The 18,024-nt window shown below is 49.6% G+C and carries 17 protein-coding genes and 1 tRNA gene; 4 read left to right on the plus strand and 14 right to left on the minus strand.

The genetic code is table 11. The annotated features are described in order from the left end of the window. From purM to HMPREF1250_RS08695, 13 genes are all read right to left on the minus strand, one after another. The coding region (gene purM / locus HMPREF1250_RS08635) for a phosphoribosylformylglycinamidine cyclo-ligase (protein ID WP_023054326.1) at nt 1–764 on the minus strand (764 nt) is incomplete at its 3' end. Then, the gene (gene purF, locus HMPREF1250_RS08640) at nt 751–2,169 is read right to left on the minus strand and encodes an amidophosphoribosyltransferase (RefSeq protein ID WP_023054355.1); all 1,419 of its coding nucleotides are present in this window, start codon (nt 2,167–2,169) and stop codon (nt 751–753) included. The genes purF and purM, both read right to left, overlap by 14 nt. A 36-nt stretch (nt 2,170–2,205) precedes the next feature. Then, nucleotides 2,206–2,694, minus strand: a complete 489-nt coding sequence (purE, locus tag HMPREF1250_RS08645) for a 5-(carboxyamino)imidazole ribonucleotide mutase (protein WP_023054280.1) — start codon at nt 2,692–2,694, stop codon at nt 2,206–2,208. A gap of 354 nt (nt 2,695–3,048) precedes the next feature. Continuing rightward, nucleotides 3,049–4,398 (minus strand): NADP-specific glutamate dehydrogenase, encoded by a 1,350-nt coding sequence (gene gdhA / locus HMPREF1250_RS08650; protein ID WP_023054359.1) that lies wholly within the window; start codon nt 4,396–4,398, stop codon nt 3,049–3,051. 465 nt (nt 4,399–4,863) lie between these two features. After that, nucleotides 4,864–5,139 (minus strand): DUF1292 domain-containing protein, encoded by a 276-nt coding sequence (locus HMPREF1250_RS08655; RefSeq protein WP_023054382.1) that lies wholly within the window; start codon nt 5,137–5,139, stop codon nt 4,864–4,866. Beyond that, on the minus strand, nt 5,139–5,558 hold the full coding sequence (gene ruvX, locus HMPREF1250_RS08660; RefSeq protein WP_023054289.1) for a Holliday junction resolvase RuvX: 420 nt from the start codon (nt 5,556–5,558) through the stop codon (nt 5,139–5,141). The genes HMPREF1250_RS08655 and ruvX overlap by 1 nt, the downstream gene beginning before the upstream one ends. Nucleotides 5,559–5,561: 3 nt before the next feature. Further along, entirely contained in the window at nt 5,562–5,822 is a 261-nt protein-coding gene (locus HMPREF1250_RS08665; RefSeq protein WP_023054302.1) for an IreB family regulatory phosphoprotein, read from the minus strand. Nucleotides 5,823–5,858: 36 nt separating this feature from the next. Beyond that, nucleotides 5,859–8,462: an alanine--tRNA ligase gene (gene alaS, locus HMPREF1250_RS08670; RefSeq protein ID WP_196806867.1), complete on the minus strand. Its 2,604-nt coding sequence runs from the start codon at nt 8,460–8,462 to the stop codon at nt 5,859–5,861. Nucleotides 8,463–8,625: 163 nt separating this feature from the next. Continuing rightward, a complete protein-coding gene (locus HMPREF1250_RS08675) occupies nt 8,626–9,423 on the minus strand; it encodes a C40 family peptidase (protein ID WP_023054300.1) in 798 nt (265 codons plus the stop codon). A gap of 26 nt (nt 9,424–9,449) precedes the next feature. Next, nucleotides 9,450–10,415: a glycosyltransferase family 2 protein gene (locus HMPREF1250_RS08680; RefSeq protein ID WP_023054368.1), complete on the minus strand. Its 966-nt coding sequence runs from the start codon at nt 10,413–10,415 to the stop codon at nt 9,450–9,452. A gap of 139 nt (nt 10,416–10,554) precedes the next feature. Further along, nucleotides 10,555–11,244 (minus strand): HAD family hydrolase, encoded by a 690-nt coding sequence (locus HMPREF1250_RS08685; RefSeq protein WP_023054335.1) that lies wholly within the window; start codon nt 11,242–11,244, stop codon nt 10,555–10,557. Nucleotides 11,245–11,378: 134 nt separating this feature from the next. After that, nucleotides 11,379–12,572 (minus strand): acetate/propionate family kinase, encoded by a 1,194-nt coding sequence (locus HMPREF1250_RS08690; RefSeq protein WP_023054353.1) that lies wholly within the window; start codon nt 12,570–12,572, stop codon nt 11,379–11,381. Nucleotides 12,573–12,600: 28 nt separating this feature from the next. Next, complete coding sequence (locus tag HMPREF1250_RS08695) at nt 12,601–13,137, minus strand: hypothetical protein (protein WP_036243120.1); 537 nt, start codon at nt 13,135–13,137, stop codon at nt 12,601–12,603. Between the two features lie 164 nt (nt 13,138–13,301). Here HMPREF1250_RS08695 and HMPREF1250_RS08700 point away from each other — a divergent pair, with 164 nt between their 5' ends. Next, nucleotides 13,302–14,501 (plus strand): nucleotidyltransferase family protein, encoded by a 1,200-nt coding sequence (locus HMPREF1250_RS08700; RefSeq protein WP_023054365.1) that lies wholly within the window; start codon nt 13,302–13,304, stop codon nt 14,499–14,501. 40 nt (nt 14,502–14,541) lie between these two features. Here HMPREF1250_RS08700 and HMPREF1250_RS08705 read toward each other — a convergent pair whose 3' ends face one another. Next, nucleotides 14,542–15,993, minus strand: a complete 1,452-nt coding sequence (locus tag HMPREF1250_RS08705; protein WP_036243123.1) for a nicotinate phosphoribosyltransferase — start codon at nt 15,991–15,993, stop codon at nt 14,542–14,544. 152 nt (nt 15,994–16,145) lie between these two features. Here HMPREF1250_RS08705 and HMPREF1250_RS08710 point away from each other — a divergent pair, with 152 nt between their 5' ends. From HMPREF1250_RS08710 to HMPREF1250_RS08720, 3 genes are all read left to right on the plus strand, one after another. Then, nucleotides 16,146–17,045, plus strand: a complete 900-nt coding sequence (locus tag HMPREF1250_RS08710) for a DMT family transporter (protein WP_023054306.1) — start codon at nt 16,146–16,148, stop codon at nt 17,043–17,045. 52 nt (nt 17,046–17,097) lie between these two features. Continuing rightward, nucleotides 17,098–17,174, plus strand: a tRNA-Val gene (locus tag HMPREF1250_RS08715). 69 nt (nt 17,175–17,243) lie between these two features. Beyond that, complete coding sequence (locus HMPREF1250_RS08720; protein WP_023054376.1) at nt 17,244–17,888, plus strand: YigZ family protein; 645 nt, start codon at nt 17,244–17,246, stop codon at nt 17,886–17,888. Nucleotides 17,889–18,024: the final 136 nt, after the last annotated feature.

Genomic DNA, 18,024 nt, shown 5'->3' on the forward strand with positions numbered 1-18,024 from the left:
TTGTGCACCATGCCCTTGACGTCAAAATTGCGAATAATGGGCAGACATACCTTCGGATAAAGCCGCGTCGGCGTCAATAGACATTCCCCGATCGACATGCCCAATTCATCAACGTACTGATCCGGCTGCATGTTCATCCGTTCAAAGACAATCTTACGGACCAACGAAAAGCCGTTGGAATGAATCCCTGTAGAAGGCAACCCGATCAACACGTCATTTGCGCCGATCGTTTCACCGGTAATGATCTTGTCACGATCGACAATGCCAACGCCGAAACCGGCCAGGTCATAATCGTCTTTGGCATAAAATCCTGCCATTTCAGCCGTTTCGCCACCAAGAAGCGCACATCCGGATTCCCGGCAGGCGGCGGCGACACCTTTGACGATCGTCGCAACCTGAACGGGATCCAGCTTACCGACTGCAATGTAATCGAGGAAGAACAACGGCTCCGCGCCTTGCACGAGCACATCATTAATAGACATGGCCACACAGTCCTGTCCGACGGTATCATGTTTATTCATGAGAATAGCCAAACGCAGCTTAGTGCCGACACCGTCAGTCCCGCTCACCAAAACCGGCTTCTTGATGTCACTGTTTATTAAAGAAAAGAGACCGCCGAAACCGCCGAGATCGCCGAGCACTTCAGGACGATACGTAGCTTTTACGGAGTCCTTCATCAATTCGACCGCCTTATTGCCGGCATCAATGTCAACACCTGCATCAGCGTAGGTTAAGGTCTTCTTCGTTTCATCATTCGAGCGCATATTTTTCTCCTTCCTCAGTGCTGACGGGAATCGTCGTGGGGTAATCGTTATTAAAGCAAGCCAGACACATATCTTCACGGGGAATACCGACAAGCGCCCTGTCCAGACCTTCCAGCGTAATGAAGTGGAGCTTATCGACGCCGATATATTTCCGGATCGCTTCTTCATCCAGCGCCGACGCAATCAGTTCTTTGCGAACAGACGTATCAATGCCGTAAAAGCAAGGATACTTGATAGGCGGCGCCGATACGCACATATAGACTTCCTTTGCGCCGGCCTCACGCAGGAGCTTGCAAATAATGCCGCTCGTCGTCCCGCGGACAATGGAATCATCAACCATGATGATCCGTTTTCCCCGGACAACGGATTTAACGACATTGAGTTTCATGCGGACAGCCAATTCGCGCTGTTTTTGATTCGGTTTAATAAAGGTGCGTCCCATGTAGCGATTTTTGATCAGGCCAAAGTTGAAGGGAATGCCGGAAGCCATGGAATAACCGATAGCGGCCGTGTTACCGCTATCCGGAACGGGGATGATAAGATCGGCGTCATATTGAGTTTCCGCCCACATTTCTTTGCCCATATTTAGCCGCGCCTGATAAACATCTTGCCCGTCGATAATGCTGTCGGGACGGGCAAAATAAATATATTCAAACGAACAGACCTGTTTCCTGCCGGCTTCGGCATAGCGCGTCGCCTTGATACCGGCTTCGCTGATCTCGATAAATTCCCCTGCCTTGACATCCCGGACAAAGGTGGCCCCGATGGCGTCAAGCGCACAGGTTTCCGAGGCCAAAACCCAGCCGCCTTCAGAAGTCCTGCCGATGCAAAGCGGTCTAAATCCATAAGGATCGCGAATGCCGTACAACTTATCCTTCGTCATCAGGACAAGAGAGAAAGCGCCTTGTACCCGATTCATGCTCTCAATAATCCGCTCTTCAAAGGTCTCTTTCCGACTGCGACTAATCAGATTAACGATGATCTCGCTGTCCATCGTCGTTTGAAAAGTGGCGCCCGCCTTGTCAAGCTCTTCCCGCAAAGCGCGCGTGTTCGTTAAATTTCCGTTATGCGCCAAGGCAATCTCGCCCATTGCCGTGTATACAGCTAAAGGCTGTATATTTCGCGGATTATTGGAGCCCGTCGTCGAATAGCGGACATGCCCAATCCCGATATGGCCTTCTTCCTGAGGAACCCCTTTCTCAAAAACGGTGCTGATCAGCCCCATGCCGCGATACGTACGGATATCGGACCCGTTAATCAGTGCCATACCGCCGCTTTCCTGTCCTCTATGCTGCAAGGCGAAAAGACCCCAATAAAGATATCTGGGAATATCCAAGTTCCTATCATAAATACCTATTACGCCACATTCTTCATGCTGCTTATCCCAAATCGGATCGTAAAACATGAAACCCTCCTCTACGCACTTACGTTTCCCCTGATACTATAGTAATGAAGCCTGCAATTTTTCGTTTTTAGCGATAACCTGACGCGTCATATCGTCACGATACGCTTGGTATTTCGCCGCTAAAACCGGATCACTGACAGCACCGATCTGCAATGCCAGTAAGGCGGCGTTTTTGGCCCCATTGATGGCAACAGTAGCGACCGGAATGCCGGACGGCATCTGAACCATGGCCAATAAGGCGTCCATCCCTTTCAGACTGCCGCCTTCAAGGGGTACGCCGATAACGGGGAGCGTCGTAAAGCTGGCAACAACCCCGGCCAAATGTGCCGCCATCCCGGCGCCGGCAACGATGCAGCTTAAGCCGCGGTCTTTTGCGCCGCCTGCAAATTCTTTGACTACTTCAGGCGTACGGTGCGCAGAAGCCAACACAACTTCACAGGCTACGTCAAAGTCTTTAAACACATCCAGTGCTTTTTGCATGACCGGTAAATCCGAATCACTGCCCATAATCAATCCGACTTTCATAAGACCCTCCTCAAAAAAAACAAAACCCAAAAACAACGCCAGTTGCCTTTGGGTATCTGCCCGTCAGGATACACCGATAGCCAGCACGTCTTCAATGTCAACACACGAAGTCCACAGCCTGAGCATCACAGCGCATCTCCTTGGTACAAAATTATTATCAAAATATATGTAAATTCTATCAAAAAAACATATATCGGTCAATAAAAGGACCGACAATCTATTAGGGAAATATTCGTTACCCATTCCTGTAAAATAACAGAAGAATGAGTTAAAGTATAATTTCTTTAACTCATTCTTCTTTTTCAACTTCAACCTATTTTTTGCAACAATGCATTATGGCCTAAACGGTAACGCTTAGAATACGCCTTGTGCAAGCATAGCGTCAGCTACACGTTCAAAGCCGGCAATGTTGGCACCGGCGACGAGGTTGTAACCCAATCCGTTGCGTTCGGATGCGTCTTTGCAGTTCTTGTAAATCGTGTTCATGATTTCATGGAGACGAGCATCTACTTCTTCTGCAGTCCAGACAAGACGTTCGCTATTCTGGCTCATTTCCAAAGCAGATACGGCTACGCCACCGGCATTAACAGCTTTAGACGGAGCAACGATCATATCTTTCTGTTCCATTAAGAATTTCAATGCATCGTTGGTTGTCGGCATGTTGGCAACTTCAATATAGTACCGAACGCCATTAGCGGCAATTTGTTTAGCCTGTTCCATATGAACGTCATTCTGCATGGCAGACGGCATTACAATATCGGCTTTCTGGCCCCACGGTTTTTCACCCGGGAAGAATTGAACGCCGAATTTATCAGCATAATCCTGTACGCGGTTACGGCCGCTGCTGCGCATTTCAAGGAGATAATCAATTTTTTCTTTTGTAGTAACGCCATCGGGATCATAAATATATCCGTCAGGACCGGACAAGGTAATAACTTTGGCGCCGAGTTCAGCAGCCTTCAAGCAGATACCCCACGTTACATTGCCGAAGCCGGCAGCTGCGATCGTCTTGCCTTTAATGTCCTGGCCGTCATCTTTCAAAACATTTTCCAAGTAATAAACGGCGCCAAAGCCGGTAGCTTCCGGACGAATGCGGGAGCCGCCGAAGCTGAACCCTTTACCGGTCAATACACCGTTTTCAAAAGCGCCCTTCAAGCGGCGGTATTCGCCATAAAGATACCCGATTTCACGGCCGCCGACGCCCATATCACCTGCAGGAACATCGATATCGGGACCAATATAACGATACAAGGCTTGCATAAAGCTCTGGCAGAAACGCATGATTTCAGCATCGGATTTACCGGCAGGATCAAAATCGGAACCGCCTTTAGCGCCGCCGATAGGAAGCCCTGTCAAAGCATTTTTGAAAATTTGTTCAAAGCCAAGGAATTTAATGATGCCGGGATATACGTTCTTCTGGAAACGAAGACCACCCTTGTATGGCCCGATAGCGCCGTTAAACTGGAAACGATAGCCCGTATTCGTATGGTATTCACCCTTGTCGTCTTCCCAAACGACACGGAAAGTGAACTGACGTTCCGGTTCTACCAAACGATTCAGCAGATCGAATTTTTCGTATTCCGGATGTTTTTCCACTACCGGTTCCAACGAAGTCAATACTTCTTCGACGGTTTGAACGAATTCCGGTTCATTGGCATGTTTCGTTCTGACATTTTCAATTACTGATTCCAAATACTTGTTCATTTCAAATCACCTCGTTAAAAATTTTACCTAACCTGATTTCTATGCCTTAATCATAGCACTTTTCTTATTTATTGCAAATACCGCATCGTAAAAATTATTTTTACACATAAAACGCCGTCTTTTTTATTTTTAGCATGGTCAAATAAAACCGCAAGGGTTATTTGTGAAAATAAAAACAATTTAAACGTTATATCTTATATTCTTTAAAATTATTCGAACTATGATTTATAGTTATTATATTTTTTTACCTTATATTTCTTGTGAATCATTTTTCAGACTGTATGACCTAAAAAACGTCAATAAATCCCGCCATTTCCCATGCATAACGGAAAAACAGCGCTGTTTGAAGACGGTCGCAAGTGCTTATTGGACAGCCGCTATCTCATGCGGTAAAAGAGGTGGCATCTCACTACAAAAAAATACCGCTTCCGGCTCTTTCCGGAAGCGATATTCGTTATTTCTCAATTACATATTTTCAATAATTTGGTCGTACTTTTTGGAAACAGCCTCGAATTCTTCATCCGTAGGCGCCACGTAAATGACTTCACCGTCTTCCTCGTCAAGACGGGCAATAATGGCGTCGCCGTCAATCTCGTCCTCCTCTTCGTCGGGAATGGGAATAAGCACACAAAATTGTTTGCCGTCATGTTCGATTCTCACGTCTTCTTCATAGTATTCTTCTTCGCCGTTTTCACCGGTAACAGTAACGACCTGTACTTCTTCCAACATTTCTTCAGACATCACAGACCTCCTTGGGCATCTAAATAATTCTGCAGTATAAATACGGCCGCTATGGCGTCAACCACCTTTTTGCGGTTTTCCCGGCGCACCTTCGCCGCCTTCAGCTGCCGCTGCGCCATGACCGTAGTCAGGCGTTCATCCCAATAGACGACCTCCATATTGGGTATCGCCTCTTTTAATTCTGCAACAAAATGCTCTATCTTGTCAATATTTTCGCTATGATCCCCATTCATGTGACGCGGTTTGCCGACGACGATACGATGAATCTCCTTCTCTTTGACTAATTCCGCCAATCGTGCCAAATCTTTTTTCTTTGATTGACGACGAATCGTTTCTACAGCCTGGGCCGTAATCAGCAAAGCGTCGCTACAGGCCACGCCGATCGTCTTCGAACCGATATCCAATGCCAAAATACGCATCGTTTAAAGTTTACGCTGCTTCACGTAGGACTGCAGCAGTTCTTCAATTAATTCATCCCGTTCAATGCGCCGAATATTACTTCTTGCATTATGGTGACTCGTAATATATGTCGGATCGCCGGAAATCAAATAGCCGACAATCTGATTGATCGGATTATAGCCTTTTTCTTCCAATGCTTTGTAAACATCTTCCAAAATCATCGCTGCTACACTGCGCTCTTCATCCTTCGTCCGCACGACCATCGTTTCGTCATTTACTGCCATATGCTCACGTCCTTTTATGGAAAATCAAGTACTATTTTATCCTTTAGCAATCATCGACTGCAACGCCGCCTTGCCTGCCGTCAAAGCCGCATCCAACTTTTCCGGCTCTTTGCCGCCGGCCTGCGCCATATCGGGACGGCCGCCGCCGTTACCTCCGGCAGCCTGGGCCGCTTCCTTAATGATCTTACCGGCATGAATACCGTCCTTTGTCCTGGCCTTTTCCACCTTGCAGACAAAATTCACTTTATCGCCGATAACGGCCCCCAAAAGAACAACGCCGCCGGCTCTATCCAAAACGGTATCGGCCAAGTCGCGCAGGCCGTCCATGGAATCAACGGAAACTGCCGCGGCAATACAGGAAATTCCGCCCATCTCTTCCTGCGAGGCAAGGATCGCGTCCAGCGCTGAAAGCGACCGTTCTTTTTTCAGCTGCTGCAATTCTTTTTCGCTGTCGCGAAGTTGTTGCAGAAGATGTGTCACCCGAACCGTCAATTCGCCTTCCTTCGTCTTCAGCTGCGCCGCCAATTCCGTCAATACAGCCGCATCGGCCTTTGCCTTTGCCAATGCGCCGGCACCGGTCACAGCCTCAATGCGGCGCACGCCGGTACCGATCCCGGCTTCGGTCAGAATACGGAAAGACCCGATCACAGCCGTGTTATCGACATGGCTTCCACCGCATAATTCACAACTGAATCCGGGAACAGTCACGACGCGAACGATGTCGCCGTATTTCTCACCGAAAAGCGCCATGGCCCCCTTTTCTTTGGCGGCATCAATCGGCATTTCTTCAATTTCCACTCTGATCGCCTTTAATATTTCTTTATTCACTTCAGCCTCGACATCGGCTATTTCATCGGCCGACATGGACGAAAAATGCGTAAAATCGAAGCGAAGCCGCTCAGGTGTCACCAGAGAACCGGCCTGATTGACGTGATTGCCCAAAACCTTGCGCAGTGCCGCTTGGAGCAAATGCGTAGCCGTATGGTTGCGCGCTAACGCCAGATTACGTTCCTTATCAACAACCAGCTGCACCGTATCGCCCTTGTGCAGCACACCTTCCTGCACAGTGGCAATAAGATAAACTAACCCGTTGGGCAAACTCTTCGTATTTGTTACCGCTGCCTTACAGGTATCGTTGACGAGCAGTCCCGTATCGCCGATCTGACCGCCGCCTTCGGCATGGAACGGCGTCCTGTCAAGGATGATCGTTACTTCTTCACCGTCTCCGGCCGCTTCGATTGCCGCACCGTTTTTACCGAGCAGGACAATGGTCCCATCCTTAGCCGACGGATCCTGTACAAGGCAACTCCGGTCCAAATCCGTCGTATCCGGCGTAATGACTTTGGCGGCCACATCCGCTCGGGCGGCACGGGCTCGTTCCTGTTGCTCCCGCATCGCCGCTTCGAAACCGGCGTCATCTATGGATAGGCCCTTTTCCGCCGCAATTTCCTGCGTCAATTCCACAGGGAACCCATAGGTGTCATAAAGTCGGAAGACCTGTGCGCCGTCCAGGACGGTGCTTTCGCCTCTTGCTTCGATCATTCCGTTGAGTAATTCCAGCCCCTGTGCCAAGGTAGCGCCAAACTGGCGTTCTTCCGTATCAATTATCTTTTTGATCAGTTCTTTCCGTTCCGCCAGTTCCGGATACGCTTCACCAAACATTGCGACTACGGTATCAACCAGCAAACTGAGGAAAGGCGCTTCGATTCCCAACAATCTGCCGAACCGAACGGCACGGCGCAATACGCGGCGCAACACGTAGCCGCGTCCTTCATTAGACGGCAAAACCCCGTCGCTGATCAGCATCGTCACAGCCCGAATATGATCAGCAATGACCTTCATCGCCACTTTTTGTTCCGGATCCTCATAATTTCCCCGGCAAAGGTCACGAACCGCTTCAATAATCGGAAAGATCAGATCCGTTTCAAAATTCGATTCTTTCTGCTGAATGACGGAAGCCAGTCGCTCCAATCCGGCACCAGTATCGATGTTTTTCTTTTCAAGAGGAATATATTCTCCGTCTTTATTACGGTTAAACTGCGTAAACACGAGATTCCAGATTTCCAGATAACGATCGCAGTCACAACCGACCGTGCAGGACGGCTGACCGCAGCCGCGTTCGGGACCGAGATCGTAGAATATTTCACTGTCCGGACCGCAAGGCCCTTCCCCTATTTCCCAAAAATTGTCATCAAGCTTAAAAATGCGTTCGTCACTCAGCCCGATCATGTCGTGCCAATAACCGTAAGCCTCATCGTCATCGGGATAAATAGTCACATATAACCTGGATTCATCCAGTTCCAAAACCTTCGTCAAGAATTCCCAGGCCCAGGCGATGGCTTCTTTCTTGAAGTAATTTCCGAAAGAAAAATTGCCGAGCATTTCAAAAAACGTATGATGCCGTGCCGTTCTGCCGACATTATCAATATCCCCGGTGCGGATACATTTCTGGCTCGTCGCCACTCTGTAGGACGGCGGTACGAGCTTTCCCGTAAAGTACGGTTTAAGCGGAGCCATGCCGGCGCCAATGAGGAGCAAACTGGGATCATTTTCGGGAACCAGAGAAAAACTATGAAGAACCAGATGCTGTTTGCTTTTAAAAAATTCCAGGTATGCTTTCCGTATTTCGTTTCCCGTCATGTACTTCATCAGTAACACTCCTTTAAAATCTCAATTTATTCCTTTATTTATTGCCAAATTATACACTCATTATCAGCCTTATCGCAACTGTTTCCCCGTAAAAGACGAAGCCGGCAGCAAACGAACCGCTTTGTTTATTTGCTGCCGACCTTCGAATTGCCCGTTAACGCACGCGTTTCGCGCCGACATAACGACTGGACCAATAATCGCTGTTCAAGCTGTCAATACGAATGCCGCCGCTCGACGTGGCACTAATAAAATTATCGTCACCGACATAGATTCCGGAATGAGAGACGCCGGACGCATAGGTGGAAAAAAACACCAGATCACCCGGCACTAAGTCGCGACGCCTGACGGAGGCTCCCACAAGATATTGCTCGTCAGCCATGCGCGGCAGTGTAATGCCGTTATGTGAAAATACGTATCTTGTAAAACCCGAACAATCAAATCCCGACGGTGTATTACCGCCGAATACGTACGGTACGCCGAGATACCGATAAGCTGATGAAACAATTTTCCTGCCGATTACATCATTGCCCGCAGATTTCTTCGTTCTTAAATAATCGGCGCGGTCTCCGCCGCCAGAATACGGCAGGCTGTCAGTTTTCCGGCTAGTCTTTCTGTCTTTCCCTGCCTTTTCTTTCGGCATTGCTTTTCCCAACAGCTTCCTATACGTCGCCTCATCAACGGTCCCGCTGATCGCAAGCCCTTTATCGGCCTGAAAATGCTCTACGGCTTTGCTCGTCTCTCGGCCGTAAATACCGTCGGCGCTGACGGCATAACCGAATTTTCGAAGCTGCTTCTGTATTGATGCGACCTGACTGCCGCGGTCACCGACACCGTAAGCCCCGACAGGAACAGTCGTTATCAGCAGCAGTACCGCAACGAACGCCACTTTAGAAACGTTTTGCCACATACTGTTCTCCCGTCTCCCTTCCATTTTTTGCACGTTATCTGTCATAGATCGCTTCTTTCTCTGCTTCAGTCTTACTCGCCGTCCTTTTGTCTCTTGCCAAGTTCAGCACGAAGCCAATAAAGGGGTCGATCTTTTACTTCTTCAAATATTCGGCCTATATATTCGCCGATAATTCCCATGAAAATCAATTGGAGCCCGCCCATGAGACAGACGACGACGATCGTTGTCGTCCACCCCGGAGTCGCCTGGCCCGTGATTTTGCAATAAAGGGCATGCATGATGATGACAATACTGAATAAGCCGCTAAGCAAGCCGGCGTAAAAGGATATGCGCAACGGCAGGTTAGAGTATGACGTAATGCCGTCCAAGGCGAAACGGAGCATTTTCTTCATCGAAAATTTTGAAGTCCCGGCAAAACGCTTCGGCGCTATAAAATCGATAGTCGCCGTCTTATATCCGATGTCGCCGACAATGCCGCGAATAAACCGGCCATGTTCACGAAAACGCCGAAAAGTCGTCAGTACCTTTCTGTCCATGAGACGGAAATCAGATCCTCCCGGTGTAATATGTACCGGCGATAAGGCATTTAAAACCTTGTAATATGCTGATGAAGTCAACTGTTTGACGAAACCGGCATCGTCCGTCGCCAATCGAACGGTTTGTACAACATCATAACCTTCACGCCATTTTTGCAATAAATCGGGAATCATCGCCGGCGGATGCTGCAAGTCTCCGTCCATAGTGATAACGGCATCGCCTCGAGCATGATCCATGCCGCACGTGAGAGCCAGCTGATGCCCGAAATTACGGGCCAGAATAAAGGCCCGTACGTGCTCATCTTGCTGCGTCAGGCGACTCAGCACCAACGGTGTCGTGTCATTTGAACCGTCATCGACAAAAATGATTTCGTAAGCCATATCGACGGTTCCCAAAACCTGCGTAACTTCTTCATAGAATTTCTCTATATTTAATTGTTCATTATACACAGGGACAACGATCGAAAGAATTTTTCGTTCATCCTTTAAAAATACATTCACGCTTATAGATACCTTCCCGTATTTTTCTTCTCAAGAACCGCCGAAAAACAATCCTTCAAGAACTTTTTTTATTATATCATCATTCTCTCGTTTTTGCCAGAAAAGGCCGTGGCTGTGCAGTTTTCATCCTCCAAAAACCTTATTCCACAGACAAAAGCCGCAAAAATTCCGCCGCCGAAGGTAGCGTCCGAAGCTGCTTCCAAGGCTGGAACGAACGTAACTCGTCATAACCGTAATGGCCGGTAGCGACGGAAATCGTCTTGGCCCCGATCGCCTTGCCGCATTCAATGTCATACGGCGTATCGCCGGTCACAAACATCGTCTCAACAGCATTGCCCCATGTTCTTTTGGCGATAGCACAGGCATTCTGCGCCAACTCATTGCGATAATAATACTGGCAGGCAAAGCCGGAATGATCAAAATCAAAATAATGATCCAGGCCGAAGACTTCCAACTTCAACTTAGCGCCGTAAGCGCTGTTTCCCGTCAGCAAGAGGAGTTTAAAATCCTCTCGTTGAACAAAGAAATCCAAAATATCGCGAACATTGGCAAAAACGGTTCCGTCTTGCCGTTTCTTCTTCAACCATTTAAGAAGCTGTCGTTCGTAGCGCCGGCAGAAACTGCTTACTTCCGCGTCAGTTGGCATAACGCCTGTCCCCTTATAAAGCAATTGCTGGCAAATATAATTGTCCGTGCGGCCGCCGGCGGAAATTTCCGGTATTTTTGCCGCATCGCCGCAAAGTTCGCGGTAAACGTCTTCAATCGCATAAAGCCCCGCTCGACCTGTATTTAAAATAGTTCCGTCTATATCCCAATAAAGTATGTGCACTGTCTTTCCTCCCATTAGCCGCCGATCGTCTTCATTACAATAAGTATTTTATAGCATTTACCTCATATCGTCCAGTTGCGGCGGCAAAAGAAACAGGAGCCGTTTGCAAAAACGGCTCCTGTAGAGGAAAAAAACTATTTTGACACCAGTTCCTTCGTATCTCTGGCAATCATGATTTCTTCATTAGTCGGAATAACATACAGCTTTACCGTCGAATCATCGGTGCTGATCAGCGCGTCCTTGCCGCGGACATCATTGCGCTTGGCGTCAAGTTTGGCACCTAAATATTCCAGCCCTTCGCAAATGGCGGCACGGTCTTCGATACCGTTTTCACCGACACCTGCCGTAAAGGTAATGACGTCGACACCGCCCATGGCGGCCGCCAAGGATCCGATTAACTTGCGGACTTGATAATGGAACATGTCGAGAGCCAATTTAGCTCGTTCGTTGCCTTTTTCGGCAGCGTCGCCTAGGTCGCGGAAATCGCTGGATACGCCGGAAATGCCGAGTACGCCCGACTTTTTATTCATCAGCGTATCCATTGCCTGCGTAGAAAGCCCCTTCTTTTCCATAACATGCAAAACGATAGCCGGATCAATATCACCGCAGCGCGTACCCATCAAAACACCTGCAAGCGGCGTAAAGCCCATGGTCGTATCCACACATTTGCCGTTCTGAATGGCGGCCAGAGAAGACCCGTTGCCGAGATGACAGTTGATAATACGCAGTTCTTCCACCGCTTTGCCCATAACCTTGGCGATCTGGCCGGCGACGTAACGATGGCTCGTGCCGTGGAATCCGTAACGGCGAATACCGTCTTCTGTATATAATTCATAGGGCAGACCGTACATATAAGCCTTGGGCGGCATCGTCTGGTGGAACGCCGTATCAAAAACCGCAACTTGCGGCACCTGCGGCATAATAGCTTTGCAGGCGTTGATACCGATGATATTCGGCGGGTTATGAAGAGGCGCCATGGCCGAACATCTTTCCAGGGCTTTCATGACATCGTCATTGATCAAGGTGGAGCAGGCGAATTCTTCGCCGCCGTGAACGACACGATGGCCTACGGCGTCAATGCTGTCCATCGATTTGATAACGCCGCATTCGCCGTCTGTAAGAATATCGAGAACAAGTTTAACGGCTACATGGTGATCAGGAATAGACTGCCGAATTTCCTTCTTCTGTCCGTTCCATTTGTGGGTCAGCTGCGAATCGGACAGGCCGATCTTTTCCACCAATCCTTTTGCCATGACTTCTTCGTTGTCCATGTTTACCAACTGGTATTTCAAGGACGAGCTACCGCAGTTTACAACCAATACGATCATGCAATTTACCCTCTTTCGTCTGTTTGAATTATTGTAACTGGCCAAAAATACGTTCCGTCACTTCCTCCCCGATGGCATCGCCTTTGGGATACATGTACATGACGTTCCACGTCTGGCCTTTATCTTCAAAGAAGACACTTCGCACGACGAGCGCCATTTTTTTGCCGTCTACCGGTTCGTCATAAGTGCTGTCAATGACAACAGCGTTTCTGCCGCTTACCGTCGTCGCCGAGGTCTTCGTTTGCAGATCCGTAATATCCGGCGTCTGTTTCAGCATGGCCGCCGCATGTTCTGCTGCCGCTTGGGGAGGCGTCGTTGCTGCCGGTTCCGCCGTAGCGATGATATTGATGTGATTGTCACTGCCGATGTACATAAAGCCGCTGGGAATCTGACTCTTTACGCGCCCCAGCTGAAACGGAGTCAAGAGAAAAATTTCCGATTCGGCCGATTTCATCTGCGTATAACCGAAACTGTACTCTTCATCTACAGTTGCCGTACCGCAGCCGGACAGGACCACGGAAATTGCCGTTATCGCCGACAGTGCCAAGATTTTGAAAAACTTCATTCTGCTCACCCTTACATGCTTTCTTTTAACAGACTTTATTCATTATAGCATAAAACAATTCGTTTGCCGACATATTCCCGCAAATTTTTCACACCCTTGACGGAGCCGATCCGTGATTGCCCGTCTCAGGTATGATATAATGAAAAAAAGGAGACATATCACCTATGGACAGCATTGCCGTCACGGCAGAATTCAATCCCTTTCATACGGGCCACGCGTATTTACTCCGCACGTTGCGCCAACGGGCAGGCGACCAAAAAGCTATCGTCGTCATCATGAGCGGCTCTTTCGTACAACGCGGCGAGCCGGCGTTGTTTGACAAGCGCCTGCGTGCCTTTTGGGCATTACAGGGCGGCGCCGATTGCGTCATTGAACTGCCGGCGGCCTGCGTCTTGAACAGCGCCCCTTACTTTGCGGCAGCAGCCGTCCGACTCGCGGCAGCGTTGGGCTGTCAAGCAATCGCCTGCGGCACGGAAACGTTATCGGCAGCTGCGATTACGGCCGCTGTCAATCGGGATGATGCCGTATCGGCTCCCGGATGTGACCGCAAAAACGCAACATACGGCACGCGCCTTACGGAAAAATTGTATCGGCAAAATCCGGATTTCGCAGCAGCGCTGACCTTGCCGAACAACCTGCTGGCCTGGGAATACGCCAAGGCCAGCCGCACCTATGCTCCGACGCTTTCACTGCTGACCGTGCCCCGCTGCGGCCGGCATACGGCTGCACTGCAGGACGGTGACTTCGTCGGCGCAACGGCATTGCGCAAAGCCATCGGCAACGGTATCGCCACCGCCGAATACAGCCGCTATATCCCGCCGGCAGTACTGCCTTCTCTGTGCGATGCAGTCAAAAACGGCACTTACACGGACTATGCCCGTTATCACGATGCCGTTTTATATGAAAGCCGCCGGCGCTCTCTTGCAGAACTGAAATCGCTGACAGCCTTCGCGGAAGGATTGGAAAATCGTTGGAAAACGGCTATGAATCGTACTGCCGATTGGCAGACGGCACTGGCCGCAATAAAGACGAAACGCTATTCGTACAGCCGCCTTTGCCGCATGAGCGCTTATATCGTACTCGGCCTGCACCAGGAGACGATGAACGCCTTTCTCCGCACAGGGCCGCAATATGCCCGCATTCTGGGCGCCGGCGAACGGGGCAGGCGCTTTTTAAAGGAAGCCAAGGCGATTGCCGGGCTGCCGCTGTTGACCGATTTGTCGAAGCGGGCGGCTTTGACGGAAACGGCACGCGAACAACTGACATACGACCTGTTGGCTGCCGATATGCAGCATTTTTTCTTCTGCCGCAAAGATGCCCGCCAAGGCGGCAGCGAATACGTTGAAAAGCCGATTTTGGTATAAAAAAGGAAGCGCCGCAACGGCGCTTCCTTTTCGTCTCTGATCACAGGAAGTATGACGATTCGGCCTGCAGAACGCGTTCCCGCAAAGCCGACAATTCGGCGCTTCTCTGTACCCACATTTCTTCGGGATTGACAAGGCGCAGATATTCGGGCCAAAGTGTATTGATCTCGCTCTCCGCATAGGCCATGATTTCTTTAAGCGACGGCTTTTCATAAACAAGCTTTCCCTTTTGAAAAACAGGCTGCAACATTTTCCGCACGTCGTATGTACCGCCGGCGAGAATGCGGGAACGCCACGGTGTTTTATGACTGGTCAGCTGCAGATCCTTTTCGGCATCAATTGTTTCGCCTTCAAGGATGATAATATCCGCCTTCATCTTACGGCTCGCCTTGTCATAAATGCGCAGCACATTCTTGCGGCCGGGATTGGAAATCTTTTCGGCGTTGTCGCTCATCTTGATTTTCGGCACAAATTTGCCGTCTTCATCTTGGCCGACCAGTTTGAAAACACCGCCCAAAGACGGGCTGTCTTCGGCGGTAATCAAATGCGTGCCGACGCCCCAGGAGTTGATTTCACAGCCCTGGCTCTTTAATACACTGATTAAATTTTCATCCAAATCATTGGATGCGGCAATGACGACATCATTGAATCCCGCAGCTTCAAACATTTTCCGCGCCTCTTTGGAAAGATACGCCAAATCCCCGCTGTCCAGGCGGATACCGTACATTTGCGGCAACGTCCCGGCTGCTCTCATTTCGCTGAAAACGGTAATGGCATCGGGAACGCCCTGCTTTAATGTATTATATGTATCGGCCAAAAGGATTAAGTTATTCGGATAATATTTCGCATAGACTCTGAAGGCTTCCAATTCGCTCGGAAAAGTCATGATCCAGCTGTGCGCCATCGTTCCGAGAATGGGAATGTCGAAAAGGGCGCCGGCAAGAACATTGCTCGTGCCGTTAAAACCGCCGATCATGGCGGACCGGGCGCCATAGACGCCGGCAGCCTTGCCTTGCGCACGGCGCAGGCCGAATTCCATCAAATTATCGCTGCCGGCCACAGTCCGTACGCGGCGGGCTTTCGTCGCAATCAGGCTCTCGTGATTCATGATCATGGACATGCACGTTTCCAGCAACATGGCTTCATCTTTTTTCGTTTCTATGCGCAACAGCACTTCCTGCGGAAACGCTACGGTTCCCTCAGGCATGGCGTAAATATCGCCGGTAAAAGTCAAGCCCTTCAAATAGGCTAAAAATGTATCCGCAAAAATGCCGGTCCTTCTCAGATAAGCCAAATCATCTTCTGTAAACCGAATGTGCTGCACATAGTCGATCAGATGCTCCAACCCCGCTATGACGGTGTAGCCGCCGTGAAAGGGATTCGTTCTGTAGTATCTGTCAAAGGTACAGGTTTGTCTGTGCTTTCCTTCAAAAAAAAGCCCCTGCATCATGGTCAATTGATATAGATCGGTCAATAATGCTTTCGTATACAACGCGGTCGCCTCCAAATACGTATTGTATTTATTATAACGCAACAGCTCCGGGCAGGCAAATCCATTCCCACGGAAGAACCGATTCTCCGGGCGCTTTACAACGCATGATACAATAATAAGTAACTTCACATGACGAAAGGAAGATACCTAAATTGCTGAAATACAGATTCATGCTCATAACGGCCGCCTTCTTCTGGGGAACGGCCTTCGTCGCTCAACGGGTAAGCACCGGCGCCATCGGCCCCTTCGCCTTCAACGGCATCCGTTTTCTCATCGGCGCCATCGCCATTCTCCCCCTGGTCTGGCGGGCCTTCAGCAAGGGACAGAACACGGCGCCTGCCGGAAGCTGCCGGATACCGGTAATCGGCGCGGCGGCCATTCTCGGCTTTATTCTCTTCTCCGGCGCGGCGCTGCAGCAGGTCGGCCTGTTTTATACGACTGCCGGCAAAGCCGGTTTTATTACGGCATTGTACATCGTTTTTGTCCCGCTCTTCGGTCTCCTTTTGGGAAATGCGCTGCGCATTTCTCATGTCATCGGCTGCGTACTGGCTTTTGCCGGACTTTATCTCCTTGCTTTTCACGGCGCCGGTGAGGCGATTAATCAAGGAGATGCGCTCGTACTGCTCGGCGTCATTTTCTGGACCCTTCATATTTTGGCCGTAGGCTGCTTCGTTCGGTATTATTCAGGTCTGACCTTGGCGTTCGGCCAATTCATCGGCTGCAGTATCTTCAATCTCCTGGCCATGCCCTTCGCCGGAGAAACATTGACGTTCTCCATGATCAGCGGCGCCATGGTGCCTATCCTCTACTGCGGTCTCTTCTCCAGCGGCGTCGGCTTCACATTGCAGATCATCGGACAAGAAAAAGTGCCGCCAACGGAAGCCTCGCTGTTATGCAGTTTCGAAATGATTTTCAGCGCCATTGCCGGCCTCATCCTGATCAATGAACTGATGTCATTCAATGAAGTCATGGGCGCCGTACTGATGACTGTCGGCATCTTTAGCGCACAGATCCCCAGCCGCGCCATTTTTAATAAAAAGAGTTTGCCATAGGACTTTTATCTTGACACCGGATTCATCTTCATGTATACTGGTAAAGTCTCTTGGGGGTATAGCTCAGTTGGTTAGAGCGTCACGTTGACATCGTGAAGGTCAGTGGTTCGAATCCACTTATTCCCACCATACGGTCTATCAAATCCATCGCTGCAGCGATGGATTTTTGCATAGGCGATGCTGAAGGAGCGATTCATCATGGCGATTCTTCCTCTTTTTACGACACCGTCCGGTATGGCGGAATGCGAATATGTGATCAAGAAGTCCCGCTTTATCGCGGTTCTTTATGAAGTCGTTTCGGAAGAAGAGATTGCCGCTCGCTTACAGTCGGCTCGAAAGAACTATTGGGACGCCAGCCACAACTGCTATGCTTACTGCCTCGGCGCCAGGGCGGAGTTGCAGAAAGCAAGCGATGACGGTGAACCGTCGGGAACGGCAGGAAAACCGATCCTCGAAGTCTTGAAGGCGCACAGCCTGACCAATGCCCTGATCATCGTGACGCGTTACTTCGGCGGCACCAAGCTGGGTACAGGCGGTCTTATCCGCGCCTATGGGCACAGTGCCGCGCTCGTCGTTGAAGCAGCCAATATTGCCGACCATATTCTCTGCGACGTGCTGACTGTAAAGACAACCTATTCCTCCGTTGACTCGATCGAACGTCTCGCAACGGACTGCAGCGCCGTCATAACCGACCGCAGCTTCACCGACTCCGTCTCCTTTGCGCTGTTCCTTCCGTCAGACACGACAGATTCATTCTTGCAAAAGTTATCCGACACAACTAACGGCAGCGCTGTCGTAGAAAAAGGCACGCCGAGAATATTGCCGCAGATCCGAAAAAAATAGCCAGATTATGAAACGATTTCCGCGAAAGGGATCGTTTCTTTTTTTTGCAAAAAAAAACACGGCGTATATAATTGTAATTCAAATTTGATTTTGATACAATACAATCAAAGAAAGAGGCGTCACCTATATTCACACA

The sequence above is a fragment of the Megasphaera vaginalis (ex Srinivasan et al. 2021) genome, assembly GCF_000478965.1.
Taxonomy (GTDB): Bacteria; Bacillota; Negativicutes; order Veillonellales; family Megasphaeraceae; genus Megasphaera; species Megasphaera vaginalis.

Excerpts from the sequence above, each read along its gene's own strand:
- purF (WP_023054355.1), bottom strand. The coding sequence starts at position 2,169 with ATGTTTTACGATCCGATTTGGGATAAGCAGCATGAAGAATGTGGCGTA.
- purE (WP_023054280.1), bottom strand. The coding sequence starts at position 2,694 with ATGAAAGTCGGATTGATTATGGGCAGTGATTCGGATTTACCGGTCATG.
- gdhA (WP_023054359.1), bottom strand. The coding sequence starts at position 4,398 with ATGAACAAGTATTTGGAATCAGTAATTGAAAATGTCAGAACGAAACAT.
- HMPREF1250_RS08655 (WP_023054382.1), bottom strand. The coding sequence starts at position 5,139 with ATGTCTGAAGAAATGTTGGAAGAAGTACAGGTCGTTACTGTTACCGGT.
- ruvX (WP_023054289.1), bottom strand. The coding sequence starts at position 5,558 with ATGCGTATTTTGGCATTGGATATCGGTTCGAAGACGATCGGCGTGGCC.
- HMPREF1250_RS08665 (WP_023054302.1), bottom strand. The coding sequence starts at position 5,822 with ATGGCAGTAAATGACGAAACGATGGTCGTGCGGACGAAGGATGAAGAG.
- alaS (WP_196806867.1), bottom strand. The coding sequence starts at position 8,462 with ATGACGGGAAACGAAATACGGAAAGCATACCTGGAATTTTTTAAAAGC.
- HMPREF1250_RS08675 (WP_023054300.1), bottom strand. The coding sequence starts at position 9,423 with ATGACAGATAACGTGCAAAAAATGGAAGGGAGACGGGAGAACAGTATG.
- HMPREF1250_RS08690 (WP_023054353.1), bottom strand. The coding sequence starts at position 12,572 with ATGATCGTATTGGTTGTAAACTGCGGTAGCTCGTCCTTGAAATACCAG.
- HMPREF1250_RS08695 (WP_036243120.1), bottom strand. The coding sequence starts at position 13,137 with ATGAAGTTTTTCAAAATCTTGGCACTGTCGGCGATAACGGCAATTTCC.
- HMPREF1250_RS08700 (WP_023054365.1), top strand. The coding sequence starts at position 13,302 with ATGGACAGCATTGCCGTCACGGCAGAATTCAATCCCTTTCATACGGGC.
- HMPREF1250_RS08720 (WP_023054376.1), top strand. The coding sequence starts at position 17,244 with ATGGCGATTCTTCCTCTTTTTACGACACCGTCCGGTATGGCGGAATGC.